General features: G+C 70.1%; 15 protein-coding genes. 11 read left to right on the forward strand and 4 right to left on the reverse strand.

Annotated features, from left to right (window positions below):
• Window positions 1-27: 27 nt before the first annotated feature.
• On the reverse strand, window positions 28-1,275 hold the full coding sequence (locus tag CAP_RS18050) for a hypothetical protein (protein WP_044242669.1): 1,248 nt from the start codon (window positions 1,273-1,275) through the stop codon (window positions 28-30).
• A gap of 225 nt (window positions 1,276-1,500) precedes the next feature.
• Between CAP_RS18050 and CAP_RS18055 the strand changes: the two genes are divergently transcribed.
• The 3 genes from CAP_RS18055 (at window position 1,501) to CAP_RS44880 (ending at window position 4,813) form a co-directional block, all read left to right on the forward strand.
• Entirely contained in the window at window positions 1,501-2,457 is a 957-nt protein-coding gene (locus CAP_RS18055; protein WP_052375458.1) for a PAS domain-containing protein, read from the forward strand.
• 81 nt (window positions 2,458-2,538) lie between these two features.
• Window positions 2,539-3,999 carry an AAA family ATPase gene (locus CAP_RS18060; protein WP_044242670.1) on the forward strand — a complete coding sequence of 487 codons (1,461 nt, stop codon included), beginning with the start codon at window positions 2,539-2,541 and terminating at the stop codon, window positions 3,997-3,999.
• Window position 4,000: 1 nt separating this feature from the next.
• On the forward strand, window positions 4,001-4,813 hold the full coding sequence (locus CAP_RS44880) for an HNH endonuclease family protein (RefSeq protein WP_052375459.1): 813 nt from the start codon (window positions 4,001-4,003) through the stop codon (window positions 4,811-4,813).
• 276 nt (window positions 4,814-5,089) lie between these two features.
• Here the strand turns inward: CAP_RS44880 and CAP_RS18070 are convergent, their stop codons facing one another.
• Window positions 5,090-5,953, reverse strand: coding sequence for an SDR family NAD(P)-dependent oxidoreductase (locus CAP_RS18070; protein ID WP_044242672.1), 864 nt, complete (start codon window positions 5,951-5,953; stop codon window positions 5,090-5,092).
• 259 nt (window positions 5,954-6,212) lie between these two features.
• On the opposite strand from CAP_RS18070, the gene CAP_RS44885 reads away from it, so the two are divergent.
• From CAP_RS44885 to CAP_RS18110, 8 genes are all read left to right on the forward strand, one after another.
• On the forward strand, window positions 6,213-7,535 hold the full coding sequence (locus tag CAP_RS44885; protein WP_156040908.1) for a hypothetical protein: 1,323 nt from the start codon (window positions 6,213-6,215) through the stop codon (window positions 7,533-7,535).
• A 114-nt stretch (window positions 7,536-7,649) separates the two neighbouring features.
• The gene (locus CAP_RS18080; protein ID WP_052375461.1) at window positions 7,650-9,614 is read left to right on the forward strand and encodes a CocE/NonD family hydrolase; all 1,965 of its coding nucleotides are present in this window, start codon (window positions 7,650-7,652) and stop codon (window positions 9,612-9,614) included.
• A gap of 208 nt (window positions 9,615-9,822) precedes the next feature.
• Window positions 9,823-10,644, forward strand: coding sequence for an alpha/beta fold hydrolase (locus CAP_RS18085; protein ID WP_044242674.1), 822 nt, complete (start codon window positions 9,823-9,825; stop codon window positions 10,642-10,644).
• A gap of 217 nt (window positions 10,645-10,861) precedes the next feature.
• A complete protein-coding gene (locus tag CAP_RS18090) occupies window positions 10,862-12,559 on the forward strand; it encodes a DUF1592 domain-containing protein (RefSeq protein WP_081865001.1) in 1,698 nt (565 codons plus the stop codon).
• On the forward strand, window positions 12,556-13,935 hold the full coding sequence (locus CAP_RS18095; protein ID WP_044242676.1) for a DUF1552 domain-containing protein: 1,380 nt from the start codon (window positions 12,556-12,558) through the stop codon (window positions 13,933-13,935). Before CAP_RS18090 ends, CAP_RS18095 begins: the two co-directional genes overlap by 4 nt.
• Window positions 13,936-13,937: 2 nt before the next feature.
• The gene (locus tag CAP_RS18100) at window positions 13,938-15,209 is read left to right on the forward strand and encodes an FG-GAP repeat domain-containing protein (RefSeq protein WP_044242677.1); all 1,272 of its coding nucleotides are present in this window, start codon (window positions 13,938-13,940) and stop codon (window positions 15,207-15,209) included.
• A gap of 85 nt (window positions 15,210-15,294) precedes the next feature.
• The gene (locus tag CAP_RS18105; RefSeq protein WP_156040909.1) at window positions 15,295-16,344 is read left to right on the forward strand and encodes an SMP-30/gluconolactonase/LRE family protein; all 1,050 of its coding nucleotides are present in this window, start codon (window positions 15,295-15,297) and stop codon (window positions 16,342-16,344) included.
• 56 nt (window positions 16,345-16,400) lie between these two features.
• Window positions 16,401-17,081 (forward strand): hypothetical protein, encoded by a 681-nt coding sequence (locus CAP_RS18110; RefSeq protein ID WP_231511549.1) that lies wholly within the window; start codon window positions 16,401-16,403, stop codon window positions 17,079-17,081.
• Window positions 17,082-17,090: 9 nt separating this feature from the next.
• On the opposite strand, the gene CAP_RS18115 is transcribed toward CAP_RS18110, so the two are convergent.
• Window positions 17,091-18,749: a gamma-glutamyltransferase gene (locus CAP_RS18115; RefSeq protein ID WP_044242678.1), complete on the reverse strand. Its 1,659-nt coding sequence runs from the start codon at window positions 18,747-18,749 to the stop codon at window positions 17,091-17,093.
• 131 nt (window positions 18,750-18,880) lie between these two features.
• The gene (locus tag CAP_RS18120; RefSeq protein WP_063748716.1) at window positions 18,881-20,239 is read right to left on the reverse strand and encodes a glycoside hydrolase family 5 protein; all 1,359 of its coding nucleotides are present in this window, start codon (window positions 20,237-20,239) and stop codon (window positions 18,881-18,883) included.
• Window positions 20,240-20,518 lie beyond the last annotated feature (279 nt).

The following is a 20,518-nucleotide window of genomic DNA, read 5'->3' on the forward strand; positions in this document are numbered from 1 at the left end:
TTGCCTGGCTCTTAGCTGATCAAGTCTCTAGCCCGCGTCCTCGGGGCCGGCTGCGAGGACGCTTTCGAGCCGGGGCAGCGCGTCGCGCAGCAGCTCGAGCCCGTACAGCTCGCGGAACCCGAGCACCAGCGCGTGAGCGATCTCGTCGAGCGTCTTGTCCATCTCGCGCGGCACCCCCTCGACGGCCGGGCCCCCGGGCAGCTCCGGGCACTGCATCGCCGAGAGCTGCACCCACGCCTCGTGCGCGCGCGCCTCGTGCTCGCGGAGCCGCTTCCGCCCCACCCCCACCGAGATCGCCAGCGAGGGCGCGTTCTTCCCGAAGGCCCCCGACGCGAGCAACGCATCGAGCGCCTCCGCCCGCCGCGCGGCCCGCTCCGGCTCCCGCACCAGCCGGCTCGCGATCTCGTCGAGCCAGAGGAGTGACGGCGACCCGGGACACCCCTCCACGAGCGCCCCCAGCCTGTCGAGGCTCGCCATGCTCCCCGCACCGACCACATCAAACGCCATCCCCAGCGCCTCCCACACCTCGCCCGCGCTCCCGACGCTCCCCACGCGCACGCCACCGCCACCGCCACCGCCACCGGCCCTGAGCCCTGCCCCGAGCCCGCCCTCACGCCCGCCCTCGCCGCTCCCTCCGGCAGCCCCGAGCTCGCCTCCGTCCCAGAGCAGCGGACGCGCCTCTGCGAGATCGGCCCTCGACGATCCCCCCGCCCCGAGCGCCGCGATCCGGTGGGCCACCACCACCCGCTCATCGGGCACAGCAGCGCTCACCTCCCGCTCGCCGCGAGCCTCGCTCGCCTCGCTCCCTTGCGTGAGCGCCCGCTCCTCCCGCCCCGCCTTGACGAACCTTTCGCGCAGCTCGCGCGCGGCTGCTGGCCCGCACGCGGCTTCCATCGAGGCGATCATCTCCAGCGCATCCTCGCCGAGGAGCCCGAGCTCTTCTCGCCGCCGGGAGAGCCCCATCAGCTCGCGCCCGAGGAGCCACATCCCCTTCACCCCGTAATCCTTGGGGCGCGCCACGCCCGTGAGGCCCGCCGCCACCTCGATGGTCGCGAGCGGCAGGCTCCCGGCTGCCACGAGATCCAGCGCGGCGCGCGCCGAACCGTCGACGGCATACCAGGCGTGCTCGATCGCCCCGTCCGGGTCGTCTCCGTCGAGCATCGTCCTGGCCGCGTCGACGAGCCTCCGCGCCTCGCTGTCGGCGCTCGCGCCCGACGCCGCGAAGAACGGCGCGAAGGAGCGGGAAACCGGGGTGTGCTCCGAAGGGATGAGCATGGACGAGGCTCGCTCCAGGCAGGCTAGATCACTCACCTGCGGCCGTACATCGTCCGCCGCCTGGCAAGGCGGAGCATGGCGCGCCGCCTGCCGCCCACCTGCGCCCCTCGATGCCACCCCTGGGTCAACCCGAGCATACGCCACCTGAAGACCGCCCGAATCCGCTACCTTCCCAGCTCGATCTCGGAACGGTTTCATGCGCACCCCGCACCCCGGAGCGATCTCATGAACAAACCTCCAACGGACATCACTGCGCGCCCTTCCTCGAAGACCGCCTTAGACCTGCCGCACGCCTCAGGCGCGCTCGCCGAAGGAGAGCTTTCGGAGCTGCGCCGCCGCGTGGCGCAGCTCGAAGCCAACGAGGAGAAACTGCGGCACGATCTCGAGGCCGTCCACCGCCTCTTGCGCCTCTTGCCGCAGAGCATCTACGTCTTCGACGTCCACCAGCGCAGCAACATCTACGCGAACGGCGACCTCGGCCTCTTGCTCGGCTACTCGCCCGACGAGATCCGGCAGATGGGCTCGGGGCTGCTGACCACGCTGATGCACCCGGACGATCTGACCCTCTTCGAAGGACACGCCAGCCAGTACCCGACCCTCGCGGACGGTCAGTTGCTCTGCACGGACTACCGCCTCCGGCGTCCGGGCGGCACGTACCACTGGATCCGCGGTCAGGAGCAGGTCTTCTCCCGCACCGGCGACGGCGCGGTCGCGACCATCCTCGGCATCGCGCACGACCTCACCGAGGAGCGGCGCGCGGAGGCCGAGCGGGCCGTCCTCCGCGAGCAGGTCATCGCCGCGCAGAGCGCCACCCTGCGCGAGATCGGCACCCCGCTCATCCCCATCGCCGACGGCGTCGTCGCCATGCCCCTCGTCGGCGCCATCGACGAGGAGCGCGCCGACCGCATCCTCGACGTGCTCCTCAACGGCATCACCCACCGCGGCGCCCGCCTCGCCCTCCTCGACGTCACCGGCGCCAAGGACGTCGACGCGCGCGTCGCTGCCATTCTCCTCCGGGTCACCCGCGCCGCCTCCCTCCTCGGCGCCCAGGTGGTGCTGACCGGCATCCAGCCCGTCACCGCGCGCCTCCTCGTCGAGACCGGCGCCGATCTCGGTCAGATCACCACCCGCGCCACCCTGCAGGAGGGAATCACCTTCGCCCTCAAGCTCTCGCCGCGGTAATCGGTTGAAGCCTCTCCTGCCCCCCCGCGCTCCCCAGAGCCGCTTGCGTGCCCCCCACGCCAGGAGATACGAAGGGTCCAGATGGCCACCAAGAAGGCTGACGAGAGCGGCGAGCGGCGGCGAGTCGGGCGGGCGCTGCCGGCCACGAAGTCGACACGCCGGGTCGCGCGCAACGATCGCACGCGCGAAAGGTCGAAGCCCTCGGAGGATGTCACAGCCATCTACGTCCTCAAGCTCACCGTGGAGAACGTGCGCTGCTTCGGACCAGCGCAGACCCTCGATCTATCCGACGGTCACGGCAAGCCGAAGCAGTGGACGGTCATCCTCGGAAACAACGGTGTCGGGAAGACGACCCTGCTGCAAGCGCTCGCGGCGAGCCTGCCGAAGGAGGACAAGGCTTTCTCCCCGAAGGAAGGCGACGCCGTCTTCTCTCCCGCCCTCTGCGTCGATCTGCATCAGAGAGCGCCTCAGTTCATGCGCGCCTCCGAGGAGATGACGTCCCTGCGCATCGCGCTGGCACTTGGCGGGCCGCTCGCGGCCGCGGCGTCGACGTTCGAGGAAGACAGCACAGAGATCAGCATCGAGGCAGATGGCCTCGTCGGGTTCACATCCCGCGATGTCGCGCTCCGAGGGCTGCATTGCATCGGTTATGGCGCGAACCGAAGCATGGGCTCCGGTTCGCTGCTCGGGCGTGACACGGACGACCACGTGGCCACGCTCTTCAACGAGGGCGCGGTGTTGCGCAACGCCGAGGAATGGCTGCTCCAGGCCGACTACGCGGCGAGCAAACCCTCGAAGGAGCAGGCCCGCGCCCGCGATCGTCGCGATGCCGTCAAATCGATGCTCATCGCGCTCCTCCCGGACGTCGAGGACCTCCAGCTCCTCGCCGACATCGGCAGCAACCCGGCCCGGCCCCAGCCAGGCATCCGCCTGAAGACCCCTTATGGCTGGGTCCCTCTGCAGGCATTGAGCATGGGCTACAAGACCCTCCTCGCCTGGATGGTCGATCTCGCCAGCCGCCTCTATGAACGCTATCCCGACCGCGACAACCCGCTCTCCGGGCCCGCCGTGGTCCTCGTCGACGAGATCGACCTGCACCTCCACCCTGCCTGGCAGCGCACCCTGCTCGACTACCTCTCGCAGCGCTTCCCCAACGTCCAGTTCATCGTCACGGCCCACAGCCCGCTCGTCGTCCAGGCCGCCACCGACGCCAACATCGTCGTGCTTCGCCGCGAGGGCGACCACGTGGTCATCGACAACGGCGCCTCCGCCGTCCGCAACTGGCGCGTCGACCAGATCCTCACGAGTGACCTCTTCGGCCTCCCGAGCGCCCGCTCTCCCGCGCTGGACCCGCTCCTCGCCGAGCGCCGCAGGCTCCTCACCAAGCCGCGCCTGAGTGCCGCCGACGAGCGCGCTCTCGCCCGCATCGAGCGCGACATCGGACAGCTCCCGACCGGCGAAACCCCCGAGCAGATGGAGGCCATGGACATCATCCAGCGCGCCGCGAGCGCGCTGAGGAGAACCGGCGGCGGGGCCCGGTGACGTGATCCGCATCCGCAAGCCGACCACGATGCCCGCGGTCCTGCAGCGCCGCGGCGCTGCGGCCCGCGAGACCCTCTGCGCTGCCTACCGACGCGCCGCTGCCGTCAGCTCTGGGGGGCAGATCAAGCTCGACTTCGACGCCGCGCTCTACAGACACAGGACCGTCAAGGAAGCCCTCCACGCAGCGCATCACGGGAAGTGCTGCTACTGCGAATCCAAGGTCGACCACGTCGCGCCCGGCGACGTGGAGCACTACAGACCCAAAGCCGCCGTTCAGCAGTTGCGCAGAGCGCCTCTGGAACAGCCCGGGTATCACTGGCTCGCCTATACGTGGAGCAACCTCCTCTTCGCTTGCGTGGTCTGCAACGGCACGCACAAACGGAACCTGTTCCCGCTGCTAGATCCCGGCAAGCGAGCCCGCTCCCGGAGCGCCAGGCTCAGGGCAGAGCAACCACTGCTCCTCAATCCTGCCTGGGAGGATCCCGAAGGGCTGATCGGCTTCCGCGAAGAGTACGCCTATGCGCGCGGAGGCGACGTGCGTGCTCGCACGACCATCGAGGAGGTGCTCCTGCTGAACGATCGTCCTCCCCTCCTCGAGCGGAGACGTGACCACCTCACGGTGGTTCAGCGCATGCAGGACGTCGCGAGCAACCCAGGCGTCCCTGAAGGGATCCGGGACAAGGCGAGAACCTGGCTCGATGAACAGACCGCCGACAGCGCCCAGTACGCAGCCATGACCCGCAATGCCCTTCGTGCCATCCCAGTCCCTGCGCCCCGGCGGGCATCACCGTCCCGCAGCAAGCGCACGCGCTGAGCTGACACGTAGCCAGACAGGGGCTCATGTAGTGGACACTGCTTTTTCCTCTCACCCCGCGGCCGACACCTTCAGTCCCTGAGGATTCTTCTCCTCGCCCGCGGCCGAGAGCATTTCTCCTCCCGGAACTCTCTCCTCCCCGAGGCGGCGCAAGAGCAGACCGGCAAAGCGTCGCGAGCGCCCCGCGGCCAGGAAGGCCGACCGAGGAATCCTCTCGGATTTCGAGGGAGGCCGACCGACGACGCGGGGCGCGCAGCAGCTTTGCCGGCCTGCTCTTCAGGTGGGCCACTGGAAGCGCGGGTCCTTCCGGTAGTCGTCACGGCGGCGCTCGAAGATGATGCGCATGTGCTCCGGGGCGTCGTCGCCGATGAGCAAGCGCAAGGGCTTGTCTTCGTGCCCGTCCTCGCGATCGAGGTGGGCGAGGAGCGCCCGCGCCGCGACGGCCGGATCGGCGCTCGTGTCGCTCCCCTGCGCGGCCATGTCCCAGGGGACCTTGGCGCTCCCGAACACGGACTCGCGCAGCCCGTCGTAGGCCGGCAGTGGGGACGCGAAGTGCATGCTCCCCCACGCCCAGTCCGTGGCGAACCCGCCCAGCTCCGCGAGGGTGACCCGGATCCCGAACGGCGCGACCTCCGCCGCCAGGGCCTCGCTGAACCCTTCCAGGGCCCACTTGCTCGCGTTGTAGAGCCCCATGGTGGGCATCGTCCCGACGCCGCCCACCGAGGAGATCTGCACGATGTGACCCGAGCGACGGGCGCGCAGGTGGGGGAGCACGGCCTGGGTCACCCACAGGGCGCCGAAGAAGTTGGTCTCCATCTGCGCGCGCACCTCGGCCTCACCCGCTTCCTCCACGGCGGCGACCAGGCCGTGGCCGGCGTTGTTGACGACCACATCGAGCTTCCCGAAGCAGGCGATGGCCTGCTCCACTCGGGTGAAGACCAGGTCGCGCTGGGTGACGTCGAGGTCGAGGACCCGCACCCGATCGGGGTGAGCGGCCGCGAGGTCTCCGAGGGCGTCGGGCTTGCGCGCCGTGGCGACCACCTGGTCCTCGGCATCGAGCGCGGCGAGCGCGAAGGCCCGGCCGAGTCCCCGCCCGGCCCCCGTGATGAACCAGGTGCGGGCGGTACGAGCATGCGTCATGAGGACACTCCTTTCGGGGCGAGACAACGCGAGACGCTGCGTCCCGTCAACGTCGGTGACAGCGCAAGGTGAGGGCCGTCGAGGCGAGTCGCGCCATGCTTGCTCGACTTGCGCAGGCGTGACCCGATGCGCGCGGTCGGTCCGAGGACACTCCCGCTCCTTCGTGGCGTTTCACGCGCTTTCGCGCTGCGAGCGCGCGGCATACCGGCTGCAATGCGCCGGCCCGCGCGCCGCGCTCGCGGCGACCGAGGAGATTCTCATGTCGAAGCGTGCCCTTTCTTTGCTGTTCCCGGCCCTCGCCAGCACCTTGGTGGCGGTGGCTTGCGCCCCTGGCGACGACCTCGACGGGGATGAGGTCGATTTCGCCGGGGAGATTCACCAGCAGGCCATCTGCACCACCTGCGGCGGCGATCCCCCGGATCCCCCCGAGCCGCCGGATCCGCCCGAGCCGCCGCCCCCGCCGCCCGCGCCGTGTACGCAATCGTATTTCACAGCCTCCAGCGCCTTCCCCTGGGACACCACGCCCTCGGGGGAGCACCGCAATGCAGCTCACTATGCCTCGCGGCAGAACTACCCCATGGGCTTCCCCAACTACCACGGGGCGGACTACGGGTCCGGGGTGGTGCTCGGAACCTTCCTGGTCAAGAACTTGGGCTATGCCGGCTGGGAAGATGTCCCGAGCGCCACGCTGGGCAGCCCGGGCATCGAGCAGATCCCGCAGATGATGCGCGCCGCGCAGAACCACGCGACCTCGCGCGGACATGCGGCCGGCATGCCCACCTTCGAGCAGGCGATGAAGAACGGCACCCATGTCTACGGGGTCGTCTTCTATCCCCAGAGCGCGGTGGAGGTCCGGGATGTCCACCCCTGCTACCTCGGGTATCCGAGCTGGAACGACTACAACCAGATGTTCCGCGCCGCGAACGATTACGGCGTGCGCAATGGCTTCTCGGCGGCCTACCCCACCTTCGTCACCGTGGGCACCGGCTACGACCTGAAGCACCGGATCGTCGGCTTCAAGCCAGGCATGGTGGACTGGCGCGACGTGCGCGAGGCGGATCTGCTGGAGAACTGCGGCGGAGGCAATCAGTCCCCGTGCAGCGGCAGGTGCGACACCGGCTTCCCCTACGTGTACGACGGGAAGTGCCACGCGGCGCCGGAGCCGCCGCCCTGCGGCTGGTACCAGCAGCAGTGCTGCAATGGCGGCTGCAACTCCAGCACCCTGTTCTGCAGCCCCGAGAACCGGTGCGAGCAGTACCCCTACTCGTCGGGCAACACCACGTACGTGGGGATGCAGCGAGATCCGGCGAATTTCTTCCGGTTCTTCAACAACAACGTGCCGAACCCGGTCCTCAGCGCCGTCGAGGCGACGATCGCGTCGGTCGAGAACACGAGCGGCTACAACCTGCAGCTCAGGCACACCGACAAGAATGGCAACGTGCAGATCACGACCCTCAACGCCGGTCAGACGGTGGCCGGGTCCTTCACGGGCATGACCGTCTCCGGGGCGTGGAGCGCAGACGTGGGAGGGGTCACGCAGGGGAACAGCCCGTCGTCGATCTCGGTGAAGGTCCGGTACTGATCCAGGGCGCAGCTCGGCCGAGGTGGAGATCTGGAGCGACGGCGGACGCCGTCTGGCGTAGGGGACGGGCGACGGCGCTGCGCGAGGCGGCGCCCCCCCCGACCCTGGAGCCCGATGCCCCCTCACGCCCCCCTTCCCGACGCCCACTGGTCCCCTGCCCTGAGCGCGCGCCCGAGCGCCAGCGTCCGCCGTCCGGCGCGGCGCGAGAGCCGCTACGTCGCCATGCGCGACGGGGTCCGCATCGCCATCGACCTCTACCTGCCCGCGGACCGTGAGCCGGGCACGAAGCTGCCCACCATCCTCCGGCCCACCCGCTACTTCCGCGCCACGGCCGTGCGCCGGCCCTTCCACCTCCTGCCGGTGGCCGAGCTGCCCGATCTCTACGCCGAGGCGCGGCGGAGGTTCCTCGCGGCGGGGTACGCCTGGGTGGACATGGACGTGCGCGGCTCGGGGGCGTCCTTCGGCCGGCAGGCCTACCCCTGGGCGGCCGACGAGGTGCGCGACGAGGGCGAGGTGGTGGACTGGGTGGTCGCGCAGCCCTGGTCGAACGGGCTCCTGGGGGCGCTCGGCGTCTCGTACGACGGGACGGCGTCGGAGCTGCTCCTCACCCAGCGGCACCCCGCGGTGCGCGCGGTGGCACCGATGTTCTCGCTCTTCGATGCCTACGCGGACGTGGCCTTCCCGGGCGGCATCCACCTCGCGCGCTTCACCGAGTCGTGGGGGTCGTTCAACGCGGCGCTCGATCGCAACGACAACCCCGCGGCGATGACCATGGCCCTGTGGCTCACGCTGCGCAGCGCGCACCCGGGCGGCGCGGTGGGGAGGCCTGCCCAGGAGCGTATCCTCGGCACGGTGCTCGACCGGCTCCCGGAGCCCACGCTGCAGCGGGTGGTGCGCGGCACGCTGGGGGCGATGCTGGCCGGGGTGCGGCCCGTGGACGAGGACGCGAGCGGCTCGCTGCTGGCGGCGGCGATCGCGGAGCACGCCACGAACTTCGACGTGCACGAGGCGATGGGGCGGGTGCGGGCGCGCGACGATCGGGGGCTGTCGACGGAGCTGCCCGACGAGACCATCGACGTGTGCAGCCCGCACCGGCACGCGGCGGAGCTGCGCGCGTCGGGGGCGGCGGTGTACGGCATCAGCGGGTGGCGCGACGGGGCCTACCAGCGCTCGGCCATCCACCGTCACCTCACGGTGGGCAACCCGGGCAGCCGCCTGCTCCTCGGGCCGCTCTGCCACGGGGGAAAGCTCTACGTGTCCCCGGGACGCCCGACGCGCCCCACGGTGCTCGATCTCGACGGGGAGCTCTTGCGCTTCTTCGATCTGCACCTGCGGGATCGCGACGACGGCATCGGCGCGGAGCCCGCGGTCCGCTACTACACGACCGGGGAGGAGGCGTGGAAGTCGGCGCCCTCCTGGCCTCCGCCAGGGACGCGGACGCGGGTGCTGCACCTCGACGCCGAGCGCGCGCTCGCGTGGGAGGAAGAAGGCAACGAGCGCGCGCAGGGGGGTGACGAGGTCACCGTGGATGGGACCACCGGGACGGGGGAGCGCTCGCGGTGGAGGGGGCTGGTGAGCCCGCTGGTCCAGTCCGACTACGCCGACTGGGACGCGCGCAAGGCGCAGCGGCTCTCGTACACCTCGGCGCCGCTCCCCGCCGATCTGGAGGTGACGGGGCACCCGATGCTGACGCTCCAGATCACCTCCCGCGCGCCCGACGCGACGGTGTTCGCCTACCTGGAGGAGGTGACCGCCGAGGGGAGCGTGCACTACGTGACCGAGGGGCAGCTCCGGGCCCGCTACCGCGCCCTCTCCGCGGAGGCGCCCTACACGAGCGTCGTGCCCTACCGCGCCTTCGCGCAGACGGAGGCGGCGCCGCTCTTGCCGGGAGAAGCGGCGGAGCTGCGCTTCGATCTGCTGCCGATCTCGCACCGGTTCCAGCGCGGGAGCCGGCTCCGGCTCTCCCTCGCGGGAGAGGACCGGGATCACTTCGCGGCGCCGCCCGAGGGCGGGAGCTTTCAGGTGCTGCGCGGACCCGGGCGGGGCTCGCGGCTGGAGTTGCCGGTGATGGACGCGTGATGGACGCGTGATGGACGCGTGAGGGCGTGAAGCGCTCCGGCAGCACCGGAACGTCCGCTGCGGCATCGTAACGTCCCGCGCACCCGCGCACCCGAAGCTCCCTGACTCAAGGTATGCAGGGAGGGCTGAAACGCGAAACGACGACCGCCGCAGGGGGCTCCGGCGGTCTGTCCAGCAAAGACCCTGTTCCACCCCCTGGAGGATCGACATGCCGTTTCTGGAGACGCGAGACCGCACGACGCTGTTCTTCAACGACTGGGGCACCGGGGCACCGGTGGTGCTGATCCATGGCTGGCCGCTCAACTCGGACATGTGGGAGCACCAGGCCTCCTACCTGGCCCGGCAGGGACTCCGCGTCGTCGCCTACGACCGGCGCGGCTTCGGGCGGTCGAGCCAGCCGTGGTCGGGCTACGACTACGACACGTTCGCCGACGATCTGGCCGCGCTGATGGAGCACCTCGATCTCCGGGACGCGACGCTCGTCGGGTTCTCGATGGGCGGCGGGGAGGTGGCGCGCTACCTGGCGCGGCACGGAGACGCGCGGGTGCGCAAGGCGGTGCTCCTGGCCGCCGTGACGCCCTTCCTGCTGAAGACGGAGGAGCACCTGAACGGCATCGAGCCCAAGGTCTTCATGGAGATGCAGGACCAGCTCACCAAAGATCGGCCGGCGTTCCTCGCGGGCTTCAACAAGATCTTCTACGGGTCGAGCCTGCTCAAGCACCCGGTGTCGTCGGAGGTGCTGGAGTGGAGCCGCTTCCTGGCGTTCCAGGCCTCGCTCCACGCGACGCAGATGGCGATGAGCGCCTGGTCCACCACGGACTTCCGCCAGGACCTGCGGACCATCCGGGTGCCGACGCTGGTGATCCACGGCGACGCCGACGCCGCTTGCCCCGCCGAGGTGAGCGGGCAGGAGGCGGCGAAGCTCGTCGCCGGGGCCGCGCTGAAGATCTACGAGGGCGCGCCCCACGGCCTGTTCATCACCCACCGGGACCAGCTCAACGCCGATCTGGTCTCGTTCATCCGGAGCTGAGCCTCCGAAGCTGAGCCGCCATCAGCGCAAAAGTCAGCGCTCGACGCTTTCGAAAAGTGCATCGAGAGCGAACGCCTGCGTACGCGCACCAGGCTTCCATGGGAATTTCCTTCGACACAGCAATAACCTCGTAAAAACGAGGCTTTGCGGTGGTGATCGCGGTTGTGCATCGCGATCACCCGGCGCATTCTCGGCCGCGTCTGGAAGGAGACACGCGATGGGTCTTCGGAATCAGCTCGAGCTTGCTTCGCCACGCTGGCTGGCGCGCCTCCACACCGGCGCAATCTTGCTGGCGCTCGCCACACCCGGGTGCTTCCTGGGCTCGGGGGATCCCTCCGAGGAAGGTGGCAACGGCACGAAGACCGAGGAGGGCGAGAACGCCCTGGCGGAGCGCAGCCGCTTCCCGCGGCTCAGCCACCTGCAGTGGGAGAACACCACGCGCGACCTGCTCCACCTCGACGCAAGGTCGGGGCTCTCGGAGTCGTTCACCCGCGACCCGCTCGGGGGCATGTTCGACAACAACGAGACGGTGCTGAAGGTGACGCCCGGCCTGTGGAGCGATTACCAGATCGCGGCCGAGGAGCTGTCGGCGTACGTCACCGCGGACCAGGAGAGGCTCGGGCGAATCATGCCCGAGGGCGCCTCGGCCGAGCCGCTGGAGCGCGCGCGCCAGTTCATCGAGAGCTTCGGGACGCGCGCCTTCCGGCGCCCGCTCACGGAGGCCGAGATCGGCCTCTACGTCGCGCTCTACGAGAGCGCGTCCGAAGTCCTCCCCGGCACCGATCCGTACGTGTCCGGCATGCAGCTCGTGCTCCAGGCCTTTCTGCAGTCGCCCTTCTTCGTCTACCGCGTCGGCGAGAGCGAGGCGCCCAGGCAGGACGGGCTCATCCCGCTGAACGGCTACGAGATCGCCACGAACCTCTCGTACTTCCTCTGGAACACCATGCCGGACGACGATCTGCTCGCCGCGGCGAAGGCCGGAGAGCTCGACACCGCCGCCGGCGTCCGCGCCTACGCGGAGCGCATGCTGGAGGATCCACGGGCGCGCGAGGTGGTGGGCTCGTTCCACGCCCAGCTCTACAAGTACGAGCACTACCTGGACCTCTCCAAGGATCCGGCGCTGTTCCCGCAGTTCACGCCCGAGGTGGCCAGCGACATGGTGCGCGAGGCGGAGATGTTCGTGGACGACGTGGTGTTCAAGCGCGGGGGCGGCCTGACCGAGCTGCTCACCTCGCGGACGGCCTTCCTGAACGAGCGCACCGCGCCCATCTATGGCGTGGAGGGCGAGTTCACGGAGGAGATGCAGGAGGTCGAGCTGGATCCGACGACGCGCTCGGGCCTGCTCACGCGCATCGGCTTCCTCGCCTCGAACGCGACGCCGCGGCAGCCCGACACCATCCACCGCGGGGTGTTCGTCAACCTGCGCATCCTCTGCGCAGATCTTCCCTCGCCGCCGAACAACGTGATGGGCCTGCCCGCGAACGCCGAGGGGACCAACCGGGACCGGGTGAACGCGCACACCGGGGCCGGGACCTGCGGCGGCGCCTGCCACGCGACGCTCATCAACCCCGTGGGCTTCGCCTTCGAGAACTACGACGCGCTCGGTCAGTGGCGCACCGAGGACAACGGCCTGCCGGTCAACGCCGCCGACGAGTACCGCTTCGCGAGCGGTACCCAGAAGTTCGAGAACGGGGTCGCGCTGAGCCAGGTCATCGCGGAGAGCAGGGAGGCGCACCAGTGCTACGCGAAGCACTGGATGGAGTACGGCCTCGGCCGCGCCGCGACGGACGCCGACCGTCCGATGATCGCCAAGCTCTCCGAGGAGTCCCGGACCGGGACCCCCGTGAAGCAGCTCCTCCTCAGCATCGTCGAGTCCGACGCCTTCCTCACCCGCTCGCCCTTGGAGGCACCATGATCAACCGTCGTCGTTTCCTTCGGGGTCTGTTCGGGGTGACCGTCGCGCTCCCCTTCCTGGAGAGCCTCGCGCCGCGCAACGCGGCGGCAGGCCCCGGGGACGTGCCGCCCTTCGCCATCTTCATGCGCCAGGCCAACGGCGTCGCGCAGCAGACCAACGACGAGCCGGAGATGTTCTGGCCGCGCAACCTCGGCGCCATCACGGCCGAGACGATGAACACCGACAGCGATCGGGCGATCAGCGAGCTGCGCGACTACGCCGACAAGCTGCTCGTGGTCCGGGGCGTGAAGTTCGCGTTCCCCGGCAACGGCTGCGGCCACTCGGGCGGCGGCAACCAGTGCCTCACCGCGGCGCGCGTCTCCGATACGCCCTCGGGCAACGCCTCGCTCTCGATGGGTGAGTCGATCGACAACCGCATCGCGCGCGAGCTGAACGCGGCAGGCGTCGAGCCCCTCACGCTCTATGCCGGCAAGATGGCCGGGTACATCGACGAGGTGATGTCGTACCGCGGCCCGAAGGACATCCGCGCCGCGGAGCGCAACCCTTACAACGCCTACATGGCCCTCTTCGGGCTCTCCGACCTGGAGCCCGAGGTGCTGAAGCGCCTCGCGGCGCAGCGCACCAGCGTCAACGATCTGGTGCGCGAGCAGATGAAGGCGCTCCAGAGCCGCGGGAACCTGAGCGAGGCCGACAAGCAGAAGCTCGACCTGCACTTCACCTCGATCCGTGATCTCGAGGTGACCATGAGCTGCCAGCTCCCGGACGAGGGCGTGGCGGCGATGGAGGCCATCTCGGGCAGCGCCGGCGCGAACGACAACGTGGAGATCGTGGCCCGCATGCAGATGGACATCATCGCGCTCGCGATGGCCTGCGGGGTGACCCGCGCCGCCACGCTGCAGATCGGCGACGGCAACGACAGCACGTCGTACCTGATCGACGGCGTGCGCCAGAAGAGCTTCCACAAGATCTCGCACCGCATCGACAGCGACGGCAGCGACGGCCCGCCTATCGAGGGCGCCGCGACCCTGCACCACAAGATCGACCGCATCCACGGGCAGCTCTTCAAGTACCTGCTCGATCGGCTCTCGGCCTACGAGTTCGGTGAGGGCAAGCTCCTCGACTACGGCGTTGCGGTGTGGCTGAACGATCTCGCGGACAAGTACCACTCGTACAACAACGTCCCCTACATCCTGGCGGGCGGCGCGGCGGGCTTCCTCAAGACCGGCCAGTACGTGAACGGGGGCAACTCCGCCAACAACAAGCTCCTCAACACCATCGGCGCCGCCGTCGGCTGCCGCAACGCAGACGGGCAGCTCCTCGACGACTTCGGCGATCCCAGCCTGGAGCGCGGCCTGCTCGACGATCTCATCGCCTGAGCATGAGGGGCGCGTTCAACGTCGCGACCCTCGCGCTGGCCATCGCCCTGCTCGGGTGCGGCTCCGAAGAGGTGCCAGAAGGCGAGGGGGGGGCTGGCGCTCAGGGAGGCGCTGGCGCTCAGGGGGGCGCTGGCGGCGCCGGAGGCGGGGGAGGTCAGGGCGCCGGCGGCCAGGGTGGCGGCGGTACTGGCGAGTGCCTGGGAACCCCCGCAGGGGCGCTCTCGTTCACCACGACGGTCACCTATCCGGCAGGCACCGGGAACATGGGGGCGCGCGAGATCGCTGTCGGCGACGTCGACGGCGATGGCACGCCCGACGTGGTCTTCGGGTCGGGTCCCAGCGCCACCGCGATGGTGATGCGCAACCTCGGTGACGGGAGCCTCGCGCAGGCGGGGTCCGTGCAGCTCGAGGCCGAGTCGATGGGGCTCTTCCTGGCCCCGATGGACGCGCAGCCCGGCCTCGATCTGGCGACGGCCAACCACTGCATCGTCTTCCCCTGTCACGGCGTAGAGGTCTTCTCGGGAGAGGGCGACGGGACGTTCCAGCCGCCGCAGCGCGTGCTCGCCGACGTGATCGACGGGGCTCTCCTCGACGCGGCGCAGGGCGACCTCGACGGCGACGGCCTCGGCGAGATCTACGCCACCTCGCAGTCCGAGCTGTACGCCTGGATCGTCCAGCAGGGCGACGACGGCACGCTCACCGCCGAGGAGGTGCGGGCCTTCGACGCGCTCACGCTCACGGACTTCGACGGCGATGGCGATCTGGACGTGGCCGGGAGCACCGCGGGCGCCGATGACTACGCCATCGAGGTGCACCTCAACGGCGGGAGCGGCACCTTCAGCGAGGGTGGCGCGGTCGCCGCGGTGAACGCTCGGTTCGAGCACTTCGTGGCCGGAGATCTCGACGGCGACGGCGACCAGGATCTCGCGGCCACGACGGGGACCGACACCATGCTCCTGCTGGGCTCCGGGGACGGCGCGACCTTCCTCTCCACCGAGATCCAGCTTGGTGGAGAGGAAGTATCGGGGCTCGCGGTCGCCGACATGGACGGCGACTGCACGGACGACCTGCTCGTGCTCCGCGGGAGTAGGGTGATGATCCTGCTGAACCGCTCGGGTCAGCTCTCGCCGGGGCCCGTCGTCGAGGTGGGGGGCGCCTTGACCTCCCTCGCCGTGGCCGATCTCGACCAGGATGGGCGCCGCGATCTGCTCGTCACCCGCGGGGACAGCCACGACCTCGTGATCGTTTTCCAGGACGCTGTCGCGGGGCCCTGATTCTGGCGTCAGGGAAGACAGGCAATCTCTCTCCCGCTGCATCTGCCCAGGTGTCGGAGCGGCGTGCCGCGCCTAGACTGCGCGCATGCGTACCCTGACTGCTTTTGCTCTCGGTTTGCCGCTCGTCGTCATCGCCGCTGCCTGCGGTGGGGATGACGACGGCTCGACCACGAACACGACCACCACCACCTCGTCCACGGCTCCAGGCAGCGGCGGGAGCGGCGGTACCGGAGGTGACGGCTCTGGCGCCGGCGGCGCCGGCGGTGACGGCGGCGCGGGGGGTGAAGGCGGCAGCGTGAGCTGGGAAGGGGTCGATCCCATCGCCAACACCGAGGCGGTCGCCGAGGTGTCGGGTGGCTACGGCTTCACCGAGGGGACCTGCTGGTTCGCGGACGAGGGCGTGCTCCGGTTCACCGACATCCCGAACAGCCGCATCCACGAGGTGGACGCGCAGGGGAACGTCACGGTGTGGCGCGAGCCGAGCGGCCAGACCAACGGCATCGCCGTGACCCCGGAGGGCGATGCGGTCACCTGCGAGCACCAGAACCGACGCGTCACCCGCTCCGGGCCGAGCGGGGACAACCCCGAGGTGGTCGCCGAGGACTACCAGGGAGACCGCTTCAACTCGCCGAACGACGCCATCGTGCGCAGCGACGGGAACATCTACTTCACCGATCCGACCTATGGCCTCGGCAACAACCCGCAGGAGATCCCCTTCCGAGGCGTCTTCCGCGTCGCCCCTGACGGCACGGTGAGCGTGGTGAGCGCGGACCTGACCCAGCCGAACGGGATCGCGCTCTCGCCCGACGAGCAGACGCTCTACGCGACGGACACCGAGGGCGACCGACTGCACGCCTTCCCGGTGAACGCCGACGGCTCGACGGAGTCGGGCTCGGTGCTCGCCGAGAACATCGACGGCCCCGACGGGATGGCCGTGGACGACACGGGCAACCTGTACCTGACCACCGCCACCGGCGTACAGGTGCTGCGCGCTGACGGGACGTCGTGGGGCACCATCACCGTGCCGCAGCAGCCGTCGAACTGCGCCTTCGGCGACGCGGACCGTCACACGCTCTACATCAGCGCCCGGACGGCCCTCTACAAGGTCCGGCTCAACATCCCCGGAAAGCCTTGAGGCGTCCGGAGAGCGCTCGGACCCGCCTCCGGCATCGGACACCCACGAGGTGGACGATGGGAGACGAGAAGGACGGGAAGCAGGCCAAGGCGAGCGCGACCTCCGGAGCTGGCGAGGGGAAGAAGGCCGAGGGCAAGGCCGAGGAGGGCAAGACCGAGGGCAAAGAGGAGAGCCCCGAGCAGGAGTGGCTCTCCGGTCTGGTCCGTGAGCTCTTCCAGACGGAGAAGTCGGCGAAGACGCACCCGATCGTGGAGGCCGACAGGCTCGGCGACGTGCCACCGGCGCAGGCGCTGCGCGCGGTGGCGGCGCACGCGGAGCGGGCCTTCGCGGACCTGCCCACGCTCGCCCAGATCCACGACCTGCCCGACAGCGACGGGGGCACGGCCGTCGGGGCTGCCTTCTCGGCGCTGCGCGACAGCATGGGCGATCTGCTGCTGACCGCGGAGAAGTCCTACCGCGGGACGGTGCTCGGCATGCGCCACGGGGTGGACCTCGTGGAGCTGGTACAGCACGTGGCGGCGCACCACGGGGACAAGACGCTCGCGGTGTGGTGCACGCGCTGGCTCTCCGAGCGTCGGCCGCTCGTGGAGGCGTGTGCGCGCGAGCTTGCGTGGTTCGCCGCGAACCCGGAGCGCGCCGCGGAGCCCGCCAAGGACAACCCGCTGGCGTTCATGCTGCACGGGCTGGTGCACGGGGTGGAGGTGGTCGCCGAGAAGGTGCGCGGCGTGGTGCGCTGAGCGTTGCTGTCAGCCGGTGGCCTCGGCCGCGGCCACGGCCGCCGACCAGGGGGACATCACGTCGGTGATGCCCATGAGCACCTCGCCGTCGCGGCGGATCAGGTTGGGGCACGCGAAGCGCTCGGGGGCGGTGACGTGCTCCACCACCTCGAGCGCGCCGTCGGCGGCGAGGGCCTCCAGGACGTCGGCCGGCAGGCGGTGATCGGCGCTCGTCAGGTCGGGGCCCAGCACGTCGATGCGCGGGGCGTGCGCGGCGTCCTCGGGGGTCATGCCGAAGTCCAGCGAGAAGGCCAGGGTCTGGTACACGCTGGCCAGGATGCGCCGGCCTCCCGAGGAGCCCGCGGCGAGGAGGGGACCCTCGCCGTCGCGCTCGGAGACCACGATGGGGCACATGTTGCAGAGCGGCCGCGCGCCGGGGCGGATGGCGTTGGGGCTGCCAGGGGTGGGGTCGAACCACATCACGCCGTTGTTCATCAGCACCCCGGTGCGTGGCAGCACGACGCGGCTCCCCATGGAGGAGAGGAGGGTGGAGGTGAGGGCGATCATCGTGCCTTCGCCATCGGCGACAGTGAGGTGGGTGGTGCACGTGCCGGGGGGCTCGGTGGAGGCGGAGGGGCCTCCGAAGCTCGGGGTCGCCGACGCACCTTGAACGCCCGCGCCTGCGCCCAGGCCGGAGAGACGGGCGGCGTACGAGCCCCGCATCGCGCGGGAGAGGGCGCGGAACCAGGCAGCATCAGGGGCGGGGCCGATGGGAGCGTCGCGCATGGTGTCCATGACCCGCGCGAGCGTGGGGGCCGCGGTGAGGCCGCCCGCGGCGTGCACGGTGTAGCGGCCGCGCCAGTCGAGGGGTTCGGCGGCGTGCACCGTGGCCCGGTAGCCCGCGAGGTCGCCCGCGCCGAGGAGGCCGCCCATGGCCTGGATGTCGACCACCATGTCGGAGGCCACGCCGCCCTCGTAGAAGTCGCGCAGGCCGCCGTCGCGCAGGCGCTCCAGGGTCTCCGCGATCTGGCCGAGCTGGAAGAAGCAGAGGCCCCCCTGGTAGGGCGCCACGGGGGGCAGGCCGTCGGGGAGGTAGATGCGCGCGCTCTCGGGGTAGAGGCGCAGCAGGTTGGCCTGCGCCGCGATCTTGAGGGTGGTGAGCCAGTCCTGGGGCAAGCCGCGCCGCGCCAGGGCGATGGCCGGGCCGAGGAGGTCGGCGAGGGGCATGCCCGTCCCGAAGCGCTCCCGGAGGAGGTCGTAGCCGGCCACGGCGGAGGGGATCACGAACGAGAGGGGGCCGTGCACGTTGCGGTCGCCCACCACCTCGGGCCAGGTGAACAGGTCGCGCTTCATGCGGCCCGTGAGGGGGTATGCCGCCGGGTCCACGCCCGCGGGCGCCACGGGGCCGAAGTCCACCACCTGCGCCTCCCTCGCGCCCGCGCGGTGGACGACAGCGAAGCCGATGCCGCCGATGCCGCTGCTCCAGGGCTCCACCGCCGCGAGCGCGAACGCCGCGGCCACGGCGGCGTCGGCGGCGTTCCCTCCCGCCTCCAGCACGGCGGCACCAGCCTCCGCCGCGGCGCGGGACTGGGAGGCGCACACCCCGCGTCGCCCGCGCGCGGCGGGCTTGGCGAGGTGCCAGCTCTGGGTGAGGTGGGGGCGGGGCTCGTAGTGGGAAAGGTCGGCCATGGGGACTCGCGCGCGCTCCTCGGGTGCGGCCGAGCCTCGACCCAAACGGCGGCGAAAACAACCTGGCCGCGAGGCGCACGCGACGCTTTTCCGACCGACGCTTTTCCGGCCGACGCTTTCCGGCCGACGCTTCAGCCAGGCCAGGGCGCGGAGGTGAACGTCCCCACGGCGCCGTTGCTGGAGGTCGCGGTGAAGATCACCTGGGTCCCGGCCGGGACGGCGCTCGGCGGGCTGATGGTCCAGTCGCCCCAGGACTGGAGCGTGAGCGGGTAGGTCGCGCTGCCGACCTTGGCCGTGACGCCGGTGATGGTCTGCCCCGAGTTGGCCACGTTGACCTGGATCCACCAGGGGTTGATGCTCGACGAGACCGAGAACTGGAACGAGGGCGAGGGCGGCGGATCGTCGTCGTCGTCGCCGGGGTCCTGGGTCGCGTCGAGGAGCTTCTGCTTCACGAAGGTCCCGGAGGGCGACAGCTCCGAGCTCACCCAGGGGCCGGTGGTGTTGGCGTGGGGCAGGAGCGCCGCGGCGGTCTCGTTCTTCCGGTTCAGCGACCAGTTCGCCCAGCTCAGCTTGTTGGCGTCCATGAAGTTGATCCAGGCCTGGGACTCGGCGAGGTCGAGGCCGGTGTTGCCGGAGGCGTGGGTGGTCCCCCACTCGGTCACGAAGAGGGCGATGCCCCGGTTGAGCGCCGTGGTCGCCTTGTTGCGCAGGGCCTGCTTGTGGGACCCGGCATAGAAGTGGAGCGTGTAGGCGATGTTGCCGTACTGGGTGATGGGATTGTTCGCCGCGACGTCCACGTCCTGCGACCAGGTGGGCGTACCGACCACGACCAGGTTGTTGGCGCCCTGCCCGCGGATCGCGCCGATCACGTCCTCCGCGTAGGTCTTCACCTGGCTCCAGGAGTGATAATCGAGCGGCTCATTGAAGATCTCGAAGATCACGTTGGGGGTGTTCTTGTAATCGCGGGCCATCCTGGTGAAGAAGTCCCGGGCCTGCTGGGTGTGCTGGTGTGCGTTGTGGTCGTGCCAGTCGATGATCACGTACACGCCCTTGGCGACCGCGGCGTTGACCACCGTCCTCACCCGGTTCTCCTCGGCCGTGGGATTGGCCAGGTAGCCGTCGGGCTCCACCCCCAGGGCGGCGCGCACGAGCGACACGTTCCAGCTATCGACGAGGGAATTGACCACGGAGGCCTTGTAATATTCGTTGCCCGGGCCGCCGGTCTGACCCCACTGGCTCCAGAAGAGGCTCATTCCCCGGAGCTGCACCACGTCGCCGTGGGCGTCCTTGATCCGGTTTCCGTCGACGTGCAGCGCGCCATGCTGCGACACCGGGGTGGGATTCACCGCAAGCGAGACTTCCTCGGCAGGATCGACCTGCTCCTCCGACGAGGCCACGCATCCGCACACGAGGGCCTGCAGCGCAGCGAGCCCGAGCCCGATCTGCCATATCGACGCCGTCAACCTGCCGAGAAGCGAGCGCTCGTTCATTCTTTCCTCCAGAACAATGATCGTGTAAAGGCGCTTTGGTCATAGCTCGTACGACCAGCACCCACCTGAGCCCTGCCGCGGCAGATCCTTGAAATGCGCGCGGATCCTCGCGAAAGCGCGCTTCCTGGCACCGTCATCATGGCGCTGCCATGTGCCGTCGGCGCCACGTCAGGGCCGGTGATTCATAGCATGCGATTCCCTGATCACAAACGATGCAAAGGGATCTGAATACGAATGCAATCGCAATACACATTTGCGCGCCACGCTCGCGGAAACGAT

It is taken from the genome of Chondromyces apiculatus DSM 436 (genome assembly GCF_000601485.1).
Classification (GTDB): domain Bacteria; phylum Myxococcota_A; class Polyangia; order Polyangiales; family Polyangiaceae; genus Chondromyces; species Chondromyces apiculatus.